20 protein-coding genes are annotated in these 17,765 nt (G+C 63.9%); 15 read left to right on the top strand and 5 right to left on the bottom strand.

Features of this window, described 5'->3' with window-relative positions; translation table 11 throughout:
• Positions 1–38: 38 nt before the first annotated feature.
• The 8 genes from V5F78_RS12055 (at position 39) to V5F78_RS12020 (ending at position 3,980) form a co-directional block, all read left to right on the top strand.
• The gene (locus tag V5F78_RS12055; RefSeq protein ID WP_394072356.1) at positions 39–707 is read left to right on the top strand and encodes a glycoside hydrolase family 19 protein; all 669 of its coding nucleotides are present in this window, start codon (positions 39–41) and stop codon (positions 705–707) included.
• Between the two features lie 41 nt (positions 708–748).
• Positions 749–964 (top strand): hypothetical protein, encoded by a 216-nt coding sequence (locus V5F78_RS12050; protein ID WP_394072354.1) that lies wholly within the window; start codon positions 749–751, stop codon positions 962–964.
• Positions 965–971: 7 nt separating this feature from the next.
• Positions 972–1,403, top strand: a complete 432-nt coding sequence (locus V5F78_RS12045; RefSeq protein ID WP_394072353.1) for a hypothetical protein — start codon at positions 972–974, stop codon at positions 1,401–1,403.
• Between the two features lie 207 nt (positions 1,404–1,610).
• Complete coding sequence (locus V5F78_RS12040) at positions 1,611–1,940, top strand: hypothetical protein (protein WP_394072351.1); 330 nt, start codon at positions 1,611–1,613, stop codon at positions 1,938–1,940.
• Positions 1,941–1,970: 30 nt separating this feature from the next.
• Positions 1,971–3,221: a helix-turn-helix domain-containing protein gene (locus V5F78_RS12035; protein WP_394072349.1), complete on the top strand. Its 1,251-nt coding sequence runs from the start codon at positions 1,971–1,973 to the stop codon at positions 3,219–3,221.
• A complete protein-coding gene (locus V5F78_RS12030; RefSeq protein ID WP_394072347.1) occupies positions 3,218–3,436 on the top strand; it encodes a hypothetical protein in 219 nt (72 codons plus the stop codon). Before V5F78_RS12035 ends, V5F78_RS12030 begins: the two co-directional genes overlap by 4 nt.
• Before the next feature lie 2 nt (positions 3,437–3,438).
• Positions 3,439–3,795 (top strand): DUF1937 family protein, encoded by a 357-nt coding sequence (locus tag V5F78_RS12025; RefSeq protein ID WP_394072345.1) that lies wholly within the window; start codon positions 3,439–3,441, stop codon positions 3,793–3,795.
• Positions 3,792–3,980 (top strand): hypothetical protein, encoded by a 189-nt coding sequence (locus V5F78_RS12020; protein WP_394072343.1) that lies wholly within the window; start codon positions 3,792–3,794, stop codon positions 3,978–3,980. The genes V5F78_RS12025 and V5F78_RS12020 overlap by 4 nt, the downstream gene beginning before the upstream one ends.
• Before the next feature lie 831 nt (positions 3,981–4,811).
• Here V5F78_RS12020 and V5F78_RS12015 read toward each other — a convergent pair.
• The 3 genes from V5F78_RS12015 to V5F78_RS12005 form a co-directional block, all read right to left on the bottom strand.
• A complete protein-coding gene (locus V5F78_RS12015) occupies positions 4,812–5,330 on the bottom strand; it encodes a hypothetical protein (RefSeq protein ID WP_394072504.1) in 519 nt (172 codons plus the stop codon).
• A 138-nt stretch (positions 5,331–5,468) separates the two neighbouring features.
• Positions 5,469–6,626: an MFS transporter gene (locus V5F78_RS12010; protein ID WP_394072502.1), complete on the bottom strand. Its 1,158-nt coding sequence runs from the start codon at positions 6,624–6,626 to the stop codon at positions 5,469–5,471.
• The gene (locus tag V5F78_RS12005) at positions 6,623–7,945 is read right to left on the bottom strand and encodes an HdeD family acid-resistance protein (RefSeq protein ID WP_394072500.1); all 1,323 of its coding nucleotides are present in this window, start codon (positions 7,943–7,945) and stop codon (positions 6,623–6,625) included. Before V5F78_RS12005 ends, V5F78_RS12010 begins: the two co-directional genes overlap by 4 nt.
• A 187-nt stretch (positions 7,946–8,132) precedes the next feature.
• Between V5F78_RS12005 and V5F78_RS12000 the strand changes: the two genes are divergently transcribed.
• Positions 8,133–8,384 (top strand): hypothetical protein, encoded by a 252-nt coding sequence (locus tag V5F78_RS12000; protein WP_394072498.1) that lies wholly within the window; start codon positions 8,133–8,135, stop codon positions 8,382–8,384.
• Positions 8,385–8,474: 90 nt separating this feature from the next.
• On the opposite strand, the gene mgtE is transcribed toward V5F78_RS12000, so the two are convergent.
• Positions 8,475–9,839: a magnesium transporter gene (mgtE, locus tag V5F78_RS11995; RefSeq protein WP_394072496.1), complete on the bottom strand. Its 1,365-nt coding sequence runs from the start codon at positions 9,837–9,839 to the stop codon at positions 8,475–8,477.
• 125 nt (positions 9,840–9,964) lie between these two features.
• The gene (locus V5F78_RS11990; protein WP_394072494.1) at positions 9,965–10,576 is read right to left on the bottom strand and encodes a carbonic anhydrase; all 612 of its coding nucleotides are present in this window, start codon (positions 10,574–10,576) and stop codon (positions 9,965–9,967) included.
• 495 nt (positions 10,577–11,071) lie between these two features.
• On the opposite strand from V5F78_RS11990, the gene urtA reads away from it, so the two are divergent.
• From urtA to V5F78_RS11960, 6 genes are all read left to right on the top strand, one after another.
• Complete coding sequence (urtA, locus tag V5F78_RS11985; protein WP_394072492.1) at positions 11,072–12,373, top strand: urea ABC transporter substrate-binding protein; 1,302 nt, start codon at positions 11,072–11,074, stop codon at positions 12,371–12,373.
• A 142-nt stretch (positions 12,374–12,515) separates the two neighbouring features.
• Positions 12,516–14,147, top strand: coding sequence for an urea ABC transporter permease subunit UrtB (gene urtB / locus V5F78_RS11980; protein WP_394072490.1), 1,632 nt, complete (start codon positions 12,516–12,518; stop codon positions 14,145–14,147).
• Entirely contained in the window at positions 14,144–15,271 is a 1,128-nt protein-coding gene (urtC, locus tag V5F78_RS11975; protein ID WP_394072488.1) for an urea ABC transporter permease subunit UrtC, read from the top strand. The genes urtB and urtC overlap by 4 nt, the downstream gene beginning before the upstream one ends.
• 4 nt (positions 15,272–15,275) lie before the next feature.
• Entirely contained in the window at positions 15,276–16,046 is a 771-nt protein-coding gene (gene urtD / locus V5F78_RS11970) for an urea ABC transporter ATP-binding protein UrtD (RefSeq protein ID WP_348846158.1), read from the top strand.
• 187 nt (positions 16,047–16,233) lie between these two features.
• Complete coding sequence (urtE, locus tag V5F78_RS11965) at positions 16,234–16,929, top strand: urea ABC transporter ATP-binding subunit UrtE (protein ID WP_394045982.1); 696 nt, start codon at positions 16,234–16,236, stop codon at positions 16,927–16,929.
• On the top strand, positions 16,901–17,764 hold the full coding sequence (locus V5F78_RS11960) for an urease accessory protein UreD (RefSeq protein ID WP_394072506.1): 864 nt from the start codon (positions 16,901–16,903) through the stop codon (positions 17,762–17,764). Before urtE ends, V5F78_RS11960 begins: the two co-directional genes overlap by 29 nt.
• Position 17,765 lies beyond the last annotated feature (1 nt).

Genomic DNA, 17,765 nt, shown 5'->3' with positions numbered 1-17,765 from the left:
TGAGGCGGCTTTTTTGTGTCCATTCCCTGGAGAGACCCATGCGAGCAATCGACGTGGTGCGCAAAATCGCGACCCGCGCACAGCCGGCCTATGTCGAAGCGCTGGACAAATATGCGGACGATCTGTTCGCCACCTACGGCCTCACGACAAATCTTCGTCTGTCGCATTTCCTCGCCCGGTGTCTTTCGGAGACCGGCGGCTTCCGGGTGCTGGTGGAAAGCGCCGGCTACACAGCCAAGAACCTGTCGGACCAATGGGATCGCGGAAACTGGCACCGGTATTTCCGCAGCAAGTCCGAGTTGGTGGCGCTCGCAGGGCAGGGCGAGAAGCTCTTCAACATCGTGTACGGCAACCGCATGGGCAATGGCGGTCCCGAGACTGGCGACGGGTATCGTTATCGCGGACGCGGGCCTCTTCAAACGACGGGCAAGGGCGCCTATGCGGAATATGGGAAGCGCATGGGCGTTGACCTCGTGTCCGACCCTGATGCGCTCCTTGAGCCTCAGAACATCCTTCTGCCCTCGCTTTACGAGTGGTCGGACGGGAACCTGAATTCCTACGCCGATAAGAACGATGCCCTGTCTATCGCCAGGATCATCAACGTCGGCACGGTGAAAACCAGCCAAATCCCCAACGGCTATCAGGATCAACTGGAATGGCTGGGCTACGTCAAGCGCGCGCTCGCTGCAGGCGCCGCAGCGGCTTAGGCCGCCCGTCTTGGACTATTCGGCGGCGGATCATTGTCGCCGTGCTCCTCTTCTGCGGCGGGGAAATCATCTATCTCACGGGTTGGGGGCAAGACCACGAACTCTCGCGCACGATCGCGAGCGGCGTGCTCCTGCTGATGGGATCAACCATCGGCTCCTACGTGTTCGGCGCGGTGTGGGACGATCGCAATTTCCTCGCGCACCTGCGGGATATCGACGGCCCATCCGACGAACCTCCTCCCCCTTCCGGCTCCTGAGGGCATTATGAACGTCATCGCCTGGACTCTGTCCTTTCTGTCGTCCGGCTGGGTATCGGCTTTTGCCGGCCTGCTCGGCTTTGTTGGAATTGGGGCCATCATCTATGGCCTCTTCCCGCTTCCCTATGGGCGCATTGCCTCGCTCGCCGGGGCTGCCCTTGTGGCGGGGGCGTGCTGGACGGCCGGTGTTGCTGCGGGCCAATCCGTCAGCGAGGCCGCTGCTCTAAAAGAACAACTCGCAGCCGCAAACGCTCGCCTCGTGCAAATGCAGAAGCAGGCGGATGCCCTCCATCTCGATTCAATCGCGGCAGCCAGCAATGCCGCCGATATCACCGCACTTGAGGGAAAAATCAATGACTTGGAATCTCGCACGCCTGCTGGCGCCTGTCTTGATGACGCTACCGCTGATGGCCTGCGGGGTCTCTGGGTCGCCCCCTAAGATCGAATTGTCGGCTGTGCCGGCGGATCTTCGGACGTGCTTTTCCGAGGTCACCCGGAAGCCTCCCGGTTCGGGCGCCATGTCCGCGAAGGAAGTCGTTGCCCTGGTCGGAGCGCTGCGGGCCTCTGAGGTTCACCTATCCGGCTGCGGGAAGCGATTGCTGGCACTCTACGACGCGGAAGCGGAAGCCATTGGCGGGGGCAAGTAATGGACTTTTCGCCAGATCAGATCCGAAGCATAGCCCGGGAAGGCGCAAGGGAGGCGCTCCAGGCCGATGATACCCGCGCTGTCCTCAGGGCCGCGTCGGAAGAGGCTGCGGAGCTGGGTGTCGCGCGTGCCATGCAATTGCTCGGCGTGGACATCAAGGACCCCAAGGAGATCCGCGAGATGCAGGCGGACCTAATCCATCTGCGGTCTTGGCGCACAGCCTCCAATTCCCTGAAGGACAAGACCATAGCCGCCGCGATCGTGGTGGTGGTCTCAGGCATGCTTGCCGCCTTGTGGATCGGCATCAAGGGGCTCGTTGTCCCTCACTGACTTCCCGTGCTCCGACTTGAGAGGTAGCCTATGGGCAACCAGAGAGACGAAATTAAAGCGCGGGAGGCGGTTGAGGCTCTATCGCGAAATCCGGGCAACAAGAGCGCGGCGGCGCGGGAATTGGGGATCACTCCCGCATCATTTCGGGGTCGCCTTGAAACCGCTGCTGCGCTCGGAATGATGGGAACAAAGCCAGTCCTACCCGGGTTCGTCATCACCAAAACATCGGCCGAACTCGACCAAGATGAGAACGTCGTCCGACAATGGGTGCAGCAAGAGCCCGCGCCGGGCGAGGAATTCGAGGTCCCGGCCGGCCACGTCGTTAAGGGCGTTTCCGCCTATGTTGATTCCGAAAACCGGATCATCGGGCAATGGATCAAAACCCGAGAAGGGGAACTCGACCCGCTCGCTATCGCGGATGCGATCAAGGGCGCGTTCCTTGATTACGCCGGGACGGCAAGTTCTGTCCCCGCGCCACAGGCCACAAGCGATGAACTACTCACTCTATACCCTCTCGCGGATTGGCACATAGGTCTTTTCGCTTGGAGGGGGGAGACCGGGACGAATTGGGATCTGAAGATCGCCGAAACCACAATCGGCGATGCGGTCTCTGACCTTGTCGCGCGCTCCCCTGCATCGGGCGATGCCGTTGTGTTGGGCGGCGGCGACCTTATCCACGCAGATAACGGGGACAACCGGACATCCCGCTCCGGACATACGTTGGATGTAGACGGGCGCTATGACAAGGTGATCGGCGTCGCTTCCCGGCTCCTGGTGCGCACCGTGGACGCCTGCCTCGCACGCCACCAGCAGGTGACCGTCCGCATCCTCAAGGGCAACCACGACGAACATGCCAGCGTCGCGATCGCCTACTTTCTCTTGGGTTGGTACCGCAACGAGCCCCGCGTGACCGTGGACGTGGATCCGTCTCTATTCTGGTGGATGCGGTTCGGCCGCGTGCTCTTCGGCGCCACGCACGGCCACATGGTCAAAATCGGCAAGATGCCGTCCATCATGGCGCATCGGCGGGCCGAGGATTGGGGCGCAACTCAATTCCGCTACGTCCACGGGTTCCACCTTCACCATTCCTCCAAGACCGCGACCGAAGGTGAGGGTGTGATCTGCGAGATCCACCAGAGCCCTGTCGCACAGGACGCATGGCATTTTGGATCTGGCTTTCTGTCCGGCCGGTCCCTCCAGGCAATCACCTATCACCAGTCGTTTGGCGAGATCGGGCGCGCCCGCGTCGCGATCATGGATGCAGTGGGGGCGCCAGCATGAATGACGATGACGACATCGAATGCGGCGGCGGACTATGGGAAATCGCGGCCGATCTGCGCGCCATGATCGAGCTGGTGGATACGGCGAAGACCACAGCCGGCCGGCGCCTCGCCACCAGGGCCGCCGAAGCCCTGATGCTCCACATATCTCCACCTACCGCCCGCATCATCGCGATGGTGCCCAAGGCCGATGCAGTGGAGGCGAAGCCGCTATGACATTGGACGATCTTCGCGGGCTCCCGAGCTTTGTCTATCTCGCCACCCCATACAGCCGGTATCGTTGGGGGCTCGCGAGCGCGGCCTATGATGCCGAGCGTCACGCGGCGCACCTGATCGGCCTCGGCTTACGGGTCTTCTCCCCTATCGCCCATTCCCACACCATCGCCCGCGTCGGCGGGATAGACCCGCTTTCGCATGAGATTTGGATGGAGCAGAATCAGCCGTTCATGGACGCCGCTTCGGCGATGGTCGCCGTTCGCATGGACGGATGGAAGGAAAGCGTAGGCATGGCGATGGAGGCTGAGTTCTTCCAGTCCGCCGGCAAGCCCATCGTGGAAATGGAGGCGCTGCCTTGAGCGAGGGGCCGTGGGTCTCCACTTTCGTGGAAAACGATATCGTGTATCTGCGCATTCTCCGGCCCGGGCAGCCCTCCGAACGGATAGAGCTGCCACTTCGGAAGCTGGCGGGGTTGGCGGCGGACATCAATCGGGATCTGCATTTTGCATTGGGGCAGGACGAACTCGCGAAGCGGCGGGGTTAGCCCTCTTCGTCCATCTCTGCCTTGTTCTCGTTTCGTTCATATGTGAGCTTGCTCCCGGCCATGGGGACGATCTCAAATGCGGCGGAAGGGGTCCGATCTGCCACCGATCCTATTGGGTGAGGCGAAGGCCGCCAGCGCGGTCATGATCGCCGATTGCCCGATCTGCCGCCACAAGGCGCACCTGCCCTCGGGTACTTTTCGCCAGCGCGACACCACCCCACTCTCCGAAATATCCCGCCGCATGCGCTGCACCGGCTGCGGGCGGCTGGGTGGCATCTCCCTGCATCCGGTCCCTCGGGATTGGGTGCGGTATTTGAGGGAGACGGGGCAGGGGGAGAGGTTGCCGTTCTATGCGGCGATGATGCCGGAAGCCGATCATATGGCGCCGGGGGACAGAAATGGGACAGATACACCGTGAACGAATCGAGATAAACGGCATCTGGCGGCATCAGAAATCACGCATTCATGCGGGTTTCCCAATAGGACGACACGTTCGGGACGTGGGGGTCGCAGGTTCAAATCCTGCCACTCCGACCAAGGATTTTGAACGGTTTCCCGCCCGTTCGCTTCAATGATAAATCCACGTCCCAGTTCGCAGCGCAAAGCCGCGGAGCAGCGCGATCCTTATCCCATAAGAACTTCGCCGCCCTTTTCTGGGGAACAAGGCGGACGCCGCGAATCGCTGACGGACAGGGCCGGATGCGCGCGTGTTTTGCGTTGCCCAGGCTCGGTGCCGGCTTCCATGAAGAAACGAATCGGTGGGGCTGAAAAGAAAAACCCCGCGCCGGAAAACCGGGCGGGGTTCGCTGGCTTTAAAAATGCAGCTGGAGCCTACCAGCGGCAGTGCAGGCCGCCGTATGGGCCCCGATAGCAGGCGCCACGGCGGGCGACCCACCAATCGATGAACAGGCTGGCGGATTCGCCGGATTTGGGCGGGACGTCGCTTAGCACCTTGATCGTGTAGGTGAGGGTATCCCCGGACAGGTCCGGATCGGTCAGCTCGACCACCGAAACCTCGCTTTTACCGTCCACGGTCACCGAAACGGTGGCATTGGGCGGGTCCGTCTGGAAGCTGTCCTTGCCGGCGGTCCAGAATTTGACGAAATCGGCCGTTGCTGTGTCACCGGTCATGCGCTCTGGGCGGTCGGCGAACATCACTGTCTGGGGCGCGACGCCCTTCAAGATCATCTTGTTGCCGCTGACGGTCACGGAATCGGCCACCTGGACGAACAGCCAACTCGCCGGCGGCATCGGCTGCACATTTGCCGGCAGGCTTTTCTCGTCCTGGGCCAGGGCGGGCGACAAGGCGCAGGTCAGGCTGAGAAGGAGGGCAATCCAAATTGATTTCATGGCGCGTCCCCTCGGTGCGTGGGTCGCATTCAAGCTATGGCGACGCTCTAGCATGAACCTGTGACAGCCGCGCGCAAGACACGATTCATCCGCGGCCGTTGGCTCACCGCAGTCGCCGCCGATCCCTATCGCTTTTGGTCAGCTTTCCTTGCGAAGAAACAGCGCCGCAAGGGTAAAGAGGCCGCAGGCGAAGGCGGCGAACAGCGCCAGTCCGTGCAAGGTGAGCTGCATCGCGAAGCCGGCCGCCAGCGGGCCGATCAACGCCCCGCCACCCCAGGTCAGCCCCATCACCGCATAGATGCCCACCAGCGCGCTGCCCTGGAACCGGCTGCCCACCACGGTGAGCATGATGGTGTAGATGCCGACAAAGGCGCCGCCCCAGAGAAACAGCAGGCTATAGATGGCCAACGGGCTTTGCAGAGCCAGCGGCCACAGCAGCGCCCCGCCGGTCGCCGTCGCCGCGAGACCGATCACCAGGTGGCGCCGATTCATCTTGTCGCCCAGCCAGCCGATGGGCAGCTGAAGCACGATCGCGCCCAGCATCATGCAGGACATGAGCCGCGCCGCTTCCTGTTCGGCCCAGCCGAGATTGATGGCATAGAGCGCCAGGAAGGACAGCCCGGCCGCCTCGATGGCCGCGTTCAGCACGGTCGCCGACATGGCGAGCGGGGCAAGGCGAAGATAGTGCATGGGGTTGGAATGGCTCGGCGCCTCGAACACCGGCGCCTCGACCTTCGGCGAAGCGACGAACAAAGCGGCGATCATCGCCATGCCGGCCCCCACCGCATAGGGCAGCATGCCCTGGGCACCCACTAGAGAGAGAATGAGCGGGCCGAGGGCGAACCCGATGGAGAGGGCGGCGGTATAGGCCGCCATGGCGCGCGCGCGCGTCTGTTCGGTGGAGAGGCTATTGATCCAGGTTTCCGACAGCACGAACAGGGATTCGGAGGCCGCGCCCAGGACGAAGCGCAGCGGAAACCAGAGCCAGATCATGGGCGTGAGCGGGAAGGCCATCAACGTCAGCGCCGCGAGCCCAAGGGCGCTCAGGATAAGGCGGCGGGGACCCACGCGCGACACGAGGCGCGGAAGCACGAGCGCGGTGGCCAGGACGCCGACCGCATGCATCGCCGCATTGGCGCCGATGACGGCGTCGGAGATGCCCCGTCCGGCCAGGTCAAGCGCGATCAGGGCCGCGCTCAGGCTGTAGGTGAGGCCGAACATCATGGCGGTGAGAATCACCGCGCCCCGTGACAGCAGGTGCGCGGGCGCCGGCGCGCTGGCGTCGTGGGATGTCATGCCGCGGGTGCTTTCGATTTGGGAATGAGGAGGGCGAGCGCGCCCTTCAGCCGCTCGAACCAGGTGAGGCGCGTTGGTTCCACCAGGCGATGGAGGGCGCGCGCGTAATCCAGCACCAGGCCGGGGGTCCAGGTCATGGTCTCGGCATGGGCGCGGATGGCGGCCGCGACCCACAGGTCTGGATTGCACATGAGGCGCAGCAGCCGCAGCCAGGGATAGGGCGAGGCCAACGTACCCTCAAGCGCCGCATCGAGCGCCGATGCGACCGCGACCGAGCAATTGCGGTTGGTGAGATTGTACGTGTTCTCCTGGCGATAGCCGATCCAGAAGGCGCGCAGGCGGCGGGCGTTGAAATTGCGGAACGCCACCTCGGCGTCCGCATCGCACCAATTGGCGCGCTCCACCTCGTAGGAGGGCTGGAAGCGCCCCGGAATATCATTGTCGGCGCTCGCGCGCAGCGCGTTCATGAACGCGCCTGCGCTCTGCTCGATCTCCTGCGCGGGATAATGGCTGATATAGACATCCGGCGGCAGCTCCAGCGCGGAATGGCCGGTCGATATGGTTCCGTTGCGATCGAGCGCCGCGATATAGCGGTCCATCACGACGCGCCGGTTGGCAACATCCGCCGAGCCGACCGGCGTCCACACCCGCACCACCATGGCTTCGGAGGATTTCGGACGCGGATCCTCCCCCAGCAGCACCGGAGCATGATCATACCAGGCGCGTGCGCCGAACATGGGCAAGGTGAGGATCGCCGCCTCCGGCTCCAGCGATTTGATCATCAGGCTCATGCGGATCAGCACCCAGCTTGAGAACAGCAGCAGCAGGCCGACGCAGAAATGGATGTTCTTCGCCCGCGGGATCGGCCAGTCGGCGGCGATCAGCACCGCGAGCATCAACTCGAACGCGCCCCACGCCACCACCAGCCGCCAATTGCGGAAGCGCACGATGCTCGCGGTGCCGATCCGCGTGGCTCCGTCGACGGCGAAAGCGGTGCTGAACAGGATGGTGACGATATAGGTATTGGCGTCGGGATATTGGATGATCAGACAGCCGATGACGATCAGCCCTCCCGCCTTCAGCACGGAGATGGTGCGGCTGACGCCCTCCTGTCCCGCGAGCGCGGTGAGGATGGCGAAGAATCCTTCCAGCAGGAAAACGAAGCCCAGCACGCCATCCGGGAGCAGGGTCTCGCCGTCCAGGGCATCGAGGATTAAAAATCCGCCTGCAGCCGCAATCAGGGCGCCGAGCCCCGCCATCACGAACCATCGCTGACGTATGGACTCCGAACCGATGAGAAGAAACGCGATCTGCCCCATGAAGTGACCCGTCGCCGCTGGGCTGAAGTCCGCCAACGTGCCGCTGCACGTGAGATATTTAGGTAGCCGGGGCGGCTGCGGTCGTCCAGTGGCGCCGATTGTGGGTCGCACGCGAACAGGATGGGGAACACGGCCAGGGTTCCGCCGTTGACGTCCCAAGCAGGACACACACGCAGTGGAGGCCGAAATGGGCGATACGGATATTGAACGGCTGAAGGCCGATGCCTCGGGGAATACCGCCTTGAGCGAGACACTGGCCGAGGCGGTCGCGGATTTCATGACCACCGACGATGCGGTGAACTTCCTTACCGCCCGAGGCTTCGATTTGTCCGCGCGCGATCTTACCGAGGCCGCCGCCGCTGAAGCGCGCGAGGAAACACCCGTCGGCGAAGGGGAGGGGGGCTATGGCGCGCTGATGAAATTCATGGCGAACCACTGAGCCCGTCGCTCGTCAGGCTCGTCAATTTTTAGAGCAAAGCCGGCGCCGCACGGGCGCCGGCTTTTTCTATTCAGTGCAATGCCCGCATCCTCACAGGATGGTGCCGCGCAGGATCGCGTAGGCGACGCTGAAATAGATGATCAGCCCGGTGACATCCACGAGCGTTGCGACGAACGGGGCAGACGCGCTCGCCGGATCGAAGCCGACGCGCTTGAGGATGAAGGGCAGCATGGATCCGGCGAAGGAGCCGAAGGTGACGATGCCGATCAGCGCGGCGCCGATGGTGATCGCCAGCAGTTGCCAGTGCTCGCCATAATCGAAAATGCCCAGCTCCTGCCAGACCACGATGCGGATGATGCCGATGACGCCCAGGATGGACCCGAGCACGATGCCGGTCGGGATTTCGCGCAAGACCACGCGGTACCAATCCTTCAGCCGGACTTCGCGCAGGGCGAGCGCGCGGATGATGAGCGAGGTGGCCTGGGAACCGGAATTGCCGCCGGAGCTCATGACCAGCGGAATGAACAGCGCGAGGACGATCGCCTTCTCCAACTCGTCCGAATAGACCTGCATGGCGCTGGCGGTCAGCATTTCCGAGAGGAAGAGAACGCACAGCCAGCCAGCGCGCTTCTTGATCATCTGCAGGAAGGAAATCTGCATGTAAGGCTCGTCGATGGCCTCCATGCCGCCCATGCGCTGCACGTCCTCCGTCTGCTCGGCGATCATGGCGTCGATCATGTCGTCGAAGGTGACGATGCCGAGCAGATGGTGGGTGCTGTCGACCACGGGCAGCGCGATGAGGTCATATTTCGCCATCTGCCGCGCCACCTCCTCGCGGTCGGTCAGCGGCTTGGTGGTGATGACCTCATAGGGTTGGGCCAGAGAAAGCATCGTGTCGGAGGGGCTGGCCGAGATCAGCCGACGCAGCCGCACCACATTCACCAGGCGCTTGGAGGCGGGGTCGAGCAGGTAGATGGCATAAATGGTTTCGCGCGAGGCCTCGACCTCGCGCAGATAGACCAGGGTCTGCTCCACGGTCCAGTCGGCGGGAACGCTGACATATTCCGTGGTCATCAGGCCGCCGGCGGTATTCTCCGGATAGGTCAGCAGATGGGCGATGGCCGTGCGCGTTTCGGGCGAAAGGCGATGCTGCAACTCGCCGCGCACCGGATCGTCGATCCAGCGCAGGATATCGGCGGCGCGATCGCTGGACATGCCCTCCAGCAGCGCCACAGCCTTATCCTGCGGCAGCGTCTCGATGACTTCGCACGCCAGGTCGAAGTCCGGCTGGTCGAGAACCTCGACCGCCCATTCGTTCGGCAAGGTGGTGACGAATTGCACCGCCTCGGAGAGCTCTTTCTGATTGAGGAACTCGACGATATCCGCGACGTGGCGGCGCCCGGCATTTTCAGGCAACAGAGTCGCCTGCACCGGATCGATGGTGTCCTGCTTCATGATCCTGAGCTCCCAGCCCGGCGTGTGACGCCACGCACGATGTCAAATCAAGCCTGTAGGATGAAGCGGTAAAACGCGTGTGACAGGCTTGGCTTGGGCCGTGCCTCTCAACTTGGCGGGGGAACTTATGCGGCATGGAAGCTGCCGTCTTCACCCAACAACTCCAGCTTGCCAGTGGCGACGCCGAAATAAGCCCCATGCAGCTTGAGCTTACCTTCGGCAACCCGTTCGCTGAGCCAGGGGAAGGTGGCGAGATTGCGCAGCGAAAGGCGCACGCAGCACAATTCGCAGAAACGCTGGCGTTCGGCGGGGGGCAGGTTGGCGTTCATTGTTTCCGTGCGCGCCGGTTCGGCGATGGTGATCCAGCTGGCCACGAAGTCGCGCGCGAGCACGGGCGCGCCTTCCAGCAGGGCGTGGACACCGCCGCATTGGGCGTGGCCGAGCACGACGATGCGCTCAACCTCCAGCACGCGCACCGCGAATTCCAAGGCCGCGCTGGTGCCGTGATAATTCCCGTCCGGTTCGTAGGGGGGCACGAGGTTGGCGACGTTGCGCACCACGAACAACTCGCCCGGCCCGGCATCGAAGATCAGCTGCGGATCGACCCGGCTGTCCGAGCACGCGACGACGAAGGTATGCGGCTTCTGGCCTCGCGCGGCGAGGCGCTCGAACAGATCCTTGTACGTGGGCCACGCGAGGTCGCGAAACCGCCGGTATCCTTCGAGCAGAGTGTCCATGCTTTTCCTCGCTGCGTGCAAACGCGCCACAAAAGAGCGTGCTGCGCCTGCGGTCAAGTTTTCCGCGATGCAATGTGGTGGATTGCGCGCGGGGCCGGGAACGCTTCCGCAAGCGCGGCGTTTTCATTTCAGAGCGTAAAAACCTGAAGGAGTGAAGACGATGCGCGGGTTTGTACTGTGGCTGCTGGGCGTACCGTTTTCGGTGATCGTTCTGCTTTACTTGTTCCACGTCCTTTAAGCGCTGCGCCCGTGCGCCGATCGGAAAGCGGGCCGCGACTCCGCGATGGGGGCAATCCCCCATCGCCGGATCGGCTATTTTTTATGCAAATGATTAATTTGTAGCCATATTTCCTTGGCTGTATACAAATTAGGCGGGGTACGCCGACGGCTGAGAGCGCGCCACGCAACCCTCTCGGCGTTTGGCGGAATTGTGGCACGCCCCTTGCTCTCCCTGGTTGCTGGCTTCGCGCCGGCCGACGAACACGGAGAGAGCGTATGCTCGAATTTCTGGGACGGACCACCAAAGGCATCGGGGCGCTGGCGGCAGCGGCCGCCCTCGCGGCAAGCATAAGCGCAGCCAAAGCGGAAGAGACCATCAAGGTCGGTATCCTGCACTCCCTGTCCGGCACCATGGCGATCAGTGAGACCACGCTGAAGAATGCCATGCTGATGCTGATCGACGAGCAGAACAAGAAGGGCGGCGTGCTCGGCAAGAAGCTCGAGGCGGTCGTGGTCGACCCCGCGTCGAACTGGCCCCTGTTCGCCGAAAAGGCCCGCGAGCTGATCACGAAGGACAAGGTCGCCGTGGTGTTCGGCTGCTGGACCTCGGTGAGCCGCAAGTCGGTGCTGCCGGTGTTCAAGGAACTGAACTCGATCCTGTTCTACCCCGTTCAATATGAGGGCGAGGAGAGCGAGCGCAACGTGTTCTACACCGGCGCCGCCCCGAACCAGCAGGCCATTCCGGCGGTGGATTATCTCGCCAAGGAAGAAAAGGTCGAGCGTTGGGTGCTCGCGGGCACGGATTATGTCTATCCCCGCACCACCAACAAGATTCTGGAAGCTTACCTGAAGTCCAAGGGCGTGAAGTCCGAGGACATCATGATCAACTACACCCCGTTCGGCCAGTCCGACTGGCAGACCATCGTTGCCGACATCAAGAAGTTCGGTTCGGCGGGCAAGAAGACGGCGGTCGTTTCCACCATCAATGGCGATGCTAACGTGCCGTTCTACAAGGAACTGGCGAACCAGGGCATCAAGGCCACCGACATTCCCGTCGTCGCCTTCTCCGTGGGCGAGGAAGAACTGGCCGGCATCGACACCAAACCGCTGGTGGGGCATCTCGCGGCGTGGAACTATTTCATGTCAATCAAGACGCCGGAAAACGACGCCTTCATCAAGCAGTGGCAGACCTTCATGAAGAATCCGAAGGCCGTCACCAACGATCCCATGGAAGCCCATTACATCGGCTTCAACATGTGGGTCCAGGCCGTGACCAAGGCCGGTACGGTGGACGCGGACAAGGTGATCGACGCTCTGCCCGGCACCAAGCAGCCGAACCTCACCGGCGGTGTCTCGGAAATGCTGCCGAACCATCACATCACCAAGCCCGTGTTCATCGGCGAGATCGAGGACAATGGGCAGTTCAACGTGGTGTGGAAGACCGAGAACCTGATCCCCGGCGAAGCCTGGTCCAAGCAGCTGGAAGGTTCGAAGGATCTGGTGGCCGATTGGGTGCAGCTCAAGTGCGGCAACTATGATTCGGTCAAGAAGGTCTGCCTCGGCACCGCGACCAAGTGAGAGCCTGAGGGTTCCGAAATGCCGTCCCGCCGCGCGGTTGCGCGCGGTGGGTGAGCCTTCGAAAGAAGGCAAGTCGCGGCGGCGTCCGCCTGCTTCGGGGGGAGCAGGCGGACGCATCGCCGCCGCTCCGGGCGAGGCCGACATGATGATTTCCTTGATGCGGCTGGCTGTGTCCGCACTGCTGGGGCTGGTTCTCCTCGGCGCCGGACCCGGTTTCGTGACCGAGGGCCGCTGCCAGGGCGCCGCCGATATTGCCCCGGCCGTGGCGCGGTTTGCCGCAGACAGCTATTCCGACACCGAGGCCGGCCTTGCCGCGCTGGCGCTCAGCCCCAATCCCCAGGCCGCCGTCATCGTCGATGCGGTGGGGGACGGACGGCTCGTGTTCGATCCCGCCACCAAGGCGGTCTATGTGAAAACCAAGGCTGGCGCCCTTACGGAAGCCGCCACGGGCGCCGCGGTGGCAACGGCCCCGGCGGATCTGAAGACCGTGCGCCTGAACAATCGCGTGCGCCGCGCGGTGGAAGCCGCCGCAGGAGCCCTCGCCCTTGCGAGCCCGGATGCGGCGAAGCGGATAGATGCCGCCGGCGCGGTGTTCAAGTCGCGCGATGCCGCCGCGCTTCCCGCCCTGGACGCCGCCATCGCCCGCGAGCGCGACACGGACGCGAAGGCGGCGCTTGCCCAAGCGCGGGCCGCCATCATCCTCACCAAGGCCGATGCGCCGGAGGCCGAGCGCATCGCCGCCACCAAGCTGATCGTCGATCGCGGCGACCAGGAGGCCTTGGCGCTGCTGGCGGGCGTGCCCGCCGATGCTTCGCCCGCCCTGCGCGCCGCCGCCGATGCGGGGATAACGAAGATCAACCGTTCGCTCGCCTTCTGGAACGTGGCGCAGAATATCTGGTACGGGCTTTCCCTGGGCTCTGTGCTGCTGCTGGCCGCCATCGGCCTTGCCATCACCTTCGGCGTGATGGGGGTCATCAACATGGCCCACGGCGAGATGGTGATGCTCGGCGCCTACACCACCTTCGTGGTGCAGGAGCTGATCCGCACCAAGGCGCCCTATCTGTTCGAATGGTCCCTGGCCATTGCCCTGCCACTGGCGTTCCTGTTCACCGGCCTGGTCGGCATCGTGATCGAGCGCACGGTGATCCGCTTCCTCTATGGCCGCCCGCTGGAAACCCTGCTGGCCACCTGGGGCATTTCGTTGATGCTGCAGCAGGCGACGCGCACCATCTTCGGCCCGACAAACAAGGAAGTCGGCGCGCCGTCCTGGATGTCCGGGGCGTTCCAGCTCGGGCAGTTGTCGATCACCTATAACCGCCTGTGCATCATCATCTTCGCGCTCGGCGTGTTCTTCGCGCTTCTGATGGTGCTGAAGCGCACCTCGCTCGGGCTCTATGTGCGCGCCGTCACCCAGAACCGCCGCATGGCGGGCGCCATGGGCATCCGCACCGGCCGCATCGACGCGCTCACCTTCGGGCTCGGCTCGGGCATCGCCGGCATCGCCGGCGTGGCGCTCTCGCAGATCGACAATGTCAGCCCCAATCTCGGGCAGGGCTATATCATCGACAGCTTCATGGTGGTGGTGTTCGGCGGCGTGGGCAATCTGTGGGGCACGCTGGTTGCGGCCTTCAGCCTCGGCATCGCCAACAAGCTGCTGGAGCCGTTCGCCGGCGCCGTGCTCGCGAAGATCGCGTTGCTGGTGTTCATCATCCTGTTCATTCAGAAGCGCCCGCGCGGCCTGTTCGCGCTGAAGGGCCGGGCGGTGGAATCATGAAGGGCCTCGGCATTGTCGATCGCCCGGGCGCGATCTTCCTCGTTCTGGTGGCCGCGGCCGCTATCCTGGTGCCCATCGCCAATCTGGTAGTGCCGGAAGGCAGCGCGTTCCACATTTCCAATTATCTCGTGCCGCTGCTCGGAAAATATCTCTGCTACGCGCTGCTGGCGGTCTCGGTGGATTTGGTGTGGGGCTATTGCGGGGTGCTCTCGCTGGGCCACGGCGCCTTCTTCGCGCTCGGCGGCTATGCCATGGGCATGTATCTGATGCGCCAGATCGGCGCACGGGGCGTCTATGGCAATCCGGTGCTGCCGGATTTCATGGTGTTCCTCAATTACAAGGAACTGCCCTGGTTCTGGTACGGGTTCGACTGGTTCCCCTTTGCCATGATCATGGCCCTGGTGGTGCCCGGCGTGCTGGCATTCGCGTTCGGCTGGTTCGCCTTCCGCTCGCGCGTCACGGGCGTCTATCTCTCCATCATCACCCAGGCCATGACATTTGCGCTGATGCTGGCCTTCTTCCGCAACGACATGGGCTTCGGCGGCAATAATGGGCTGACCGATTTCAAGGACATCCTCGGCTTCTCCATCTCCGCCGACGGCACGCGCGTGGCCTTGTTCGTCCTGTCCGCCATAGCGCTGGCGGCGGGATATCTGCTGTGCCGGGCGCTGGTGACCTCCAAATACGGCAAGGTGCTGGTCGCGGTGCGCGATGCGGAAAGCCGCACGCGCTTCCTCGGCTACCGGGTCGCCAACTACAAGCTGCTGGCCTGGACCGTCTCGGCCATGCTCGCGGGCGCGGCGGGCGCGCTGTATGTGCCGCAGGTGGGTATCATTAATCCCGGCGAGTTTGCGCCGGCCAATTCCATCGAGATCGTCATCTGGGTGGCGGTCGGCGGGCGTGGCACGCTGGTGGGGGCGGCGCTCGGCGCGCTGATCGTGAATGCCGGCAAGACCTGGTTCACCGGCGTGCTGCCGGAAGCCTGGCTGTTTGCCCTCGGCGCGCTGTTCGTGCTGGTGACCTTGTTCCTGCCGCGTGGCGTGCTCGGTCTATGGGGCAGCCTTTCTGCCAAACGTCATAAGCCCGCACCAAGTGCCGTGGCTTCGGCCAAGCCGGCGGAGTGAGACCATGGAAGCGAGCCAAGCCCTCACCCCGATCCTTGCCCAATCGCTATTGTATCTCGACAATGTCTCGGTGGTGTTCGACGGTTTCCGCGCGCTCAACGCCTTGTCGTTGACCATCGAGGAAGCGGAGATGCGGGCCATCATCGGTCCCAATGGCGCCGGTAAGACCACCATGATGGACGTCATCACCGGCAAGACCCGCCCCACCAAGGGAGAGGCCCTGTTCGCCGGCGTGCACGACCTGACGCGCCTGGACGAGGCGGCGATTGCGGAGCTCGGCATCGGCCGCAAATTCCAGACCCCGACCGTGTTCGACATGCACACGGTCGAAGACAATCTGCTGCTGGCGGTAAAAGCCGACCGGCGGCCGTTCTCCAACATCTACTGGCGCCGCACCGCCCATGAGCGCGAGCGCATCGACGCGCTGCTGGAGCGCATCCGCCTGAAGGACCATCGCGGCCGCAAGGCCTCTGAGCTCAGTCATGGGCAGAAGCAATGGCTGGAGATCGGCATGCTGCTGGCGCAGGAGCCGCGGCTTCTGCTGGTGGACGAGCCGGCCGCCGGCATGACCGACCAGGAGACCGCCGACACCGCCGAACTGCTGCGCGAGATCGCCAAGACCCGCGCCGTGGTGGTGGTGGAGCACGACATGCAATTCGTGCGCGACCTGGACGTGAAGGTGACTGTGCTGCACGAAGGCTCCGTGCTCGCCGAAGGGCCGCTCGATCAGGTGAGCGCCGACGAGCGCGTCATCGAAGTCTATCTGGGGAGGTGAGGATGTTCGTTTTCGGTGCATCCTCTCCCGCATGGCGAACTCCCTCTCCCGCTTGCGGGGGAGGGTCGGGGAGGGGGCAGACGCGACCGCTTCAAAATCCAGACGTTTTCCGGCCTGCGGCCAGCCCCCTCCCAACCCTCCCCCGCAAGCGGGAGAGGGCTTCTGCACGCCCTAGCGGAGATCTCTCATGCTGAAGGTCGAGAATCTCGATCTCTATTACGGCGCCGCCCACACCTTGCGCAGCGTGTCGCTGGAGGCGATGCCGGGGCAGGTGACATGCGTGCTCGGGCGCAACGGGGTCGGCAAGACCTCGCTGCTGCGCGCCATCGTCGGCCAACGCGCCATCGCCGGCGGCTCGATCAATTTCGATGGCCGCGACATCACCCGCCTGCCGACGCCGGACCGCGCCGCGCTCGGCATCGGCTTCGTGCCCCAGGGGCGCGAGGTGTTTCCGCTGCTGAGCGTGAAGGAGAATCTGGAGACCGGCTTCGCCCGTCTCGCCCGCAAGGACAAATATGTGCCGGACGAGATTTTCGAACTCTTCCCGGTGCTGAAATCCATGATGGGCCGGCGCGGCGGCGACCTCTCGGGCGGGCAGCAGCAGCAATTGGCCATCGGCCGCGCTTTGGTGACGCGTCCGCGCCTGCTGGTGCTGGACGAACCGACGGAAGGCATTCAGCCGTCCATTATCAAGGATATCGGCCGGGCCATTTCCTATTTGCGCGACAAGGGGGATATGGCCATCGTACTGGTGGAGCAATATTTCGAATTTGCCCGCGATTTGGCCGACCGCTTCATTCTGATGGAGCGCGGCGAGGTGGTGGCGAGCGGGGACCGGAGCGGGCTTGATGGGGATGACGTCCGCCGCCTCATGGCGATCTGAGGATTTGCCCCCGATCCTGGTCAGCGAAGCGCCGAAGCGCCAGCGCAGCGTGGGGCGCCTTCGGATCGCCGCGGCCGGCGCACGCGGGCGGACCCATTTGCAGGAGCTGGAGGAGCAGGGCGCTCTGCGCGGTCGCCTGCCGCGCAGCGATGGCGGCGACATGGAGGCTGTGATCGTCAACACCTCCGGCGGGGTTGCCTGCGGCGATAGGTTTGCCATTGAGATCGAGGCGCGCGACGGCGCGCGGCTCACGGTCTCCACCCCTGCTGCTGAGAAAGTCTACCGGTCCGATGCCGATGAGGCGTCGATCCATGTGCGGCTCGTCGCCGGCCATGGGGCCGCTCTGCATTGGTTGCCACAGGAAACAATCCTGTTCGACCAGGCCCGCCTGACGCGCCGCTACGAGGTGGACCTTGCGCCCGAAAGCCAGTTCCTCGCCTTTGAGGCGCTGGTTCTGGGGCGCGCCGCGCGCGGCGAGGTGATGAAGAGCGGTGCGTTGGTCGACCAATGGCGGGTGCGGCGCGGCGGCGGCCTGATCTATGCCGATGCGCTGCGCTTGGATGGCGCCATCGACACCCTTTTGACCAAGCCGGCGATCGCCAACGGCCGGCATGCGCTGGCGACCCTGCTTTATGTGGCGCCCGACGCGGAAGCACGGCTTGACGCGGTGCGCGCCGCGTTGGAGTCCTGCGCCAGCGAATGCGGGGCAAGCGCCTGGAATGGGCTTCTTGTGGTGCGCTGGCTCGCCGCCGACAGCGAGATGTTGCGGCGGGACGCCACCTCGTTTTTGATGAATTTTCGGGGCGCGCCCTTGCCGCGCGTCTGGGCTTCCTGAG

The organism is Roseixanthobacter glucoisosaccharinicivorans, from assembly GCF_043195095.2.
Taxonomy (GTDB): Bacteria; Pseudomonadota; Alphaproteobacteria; order Rhizobiales; family Xanthobacteraceae; genus NCEH01.
This window is presented reverse-complemented; position numbering and strand designations above follow the sequence as displayed.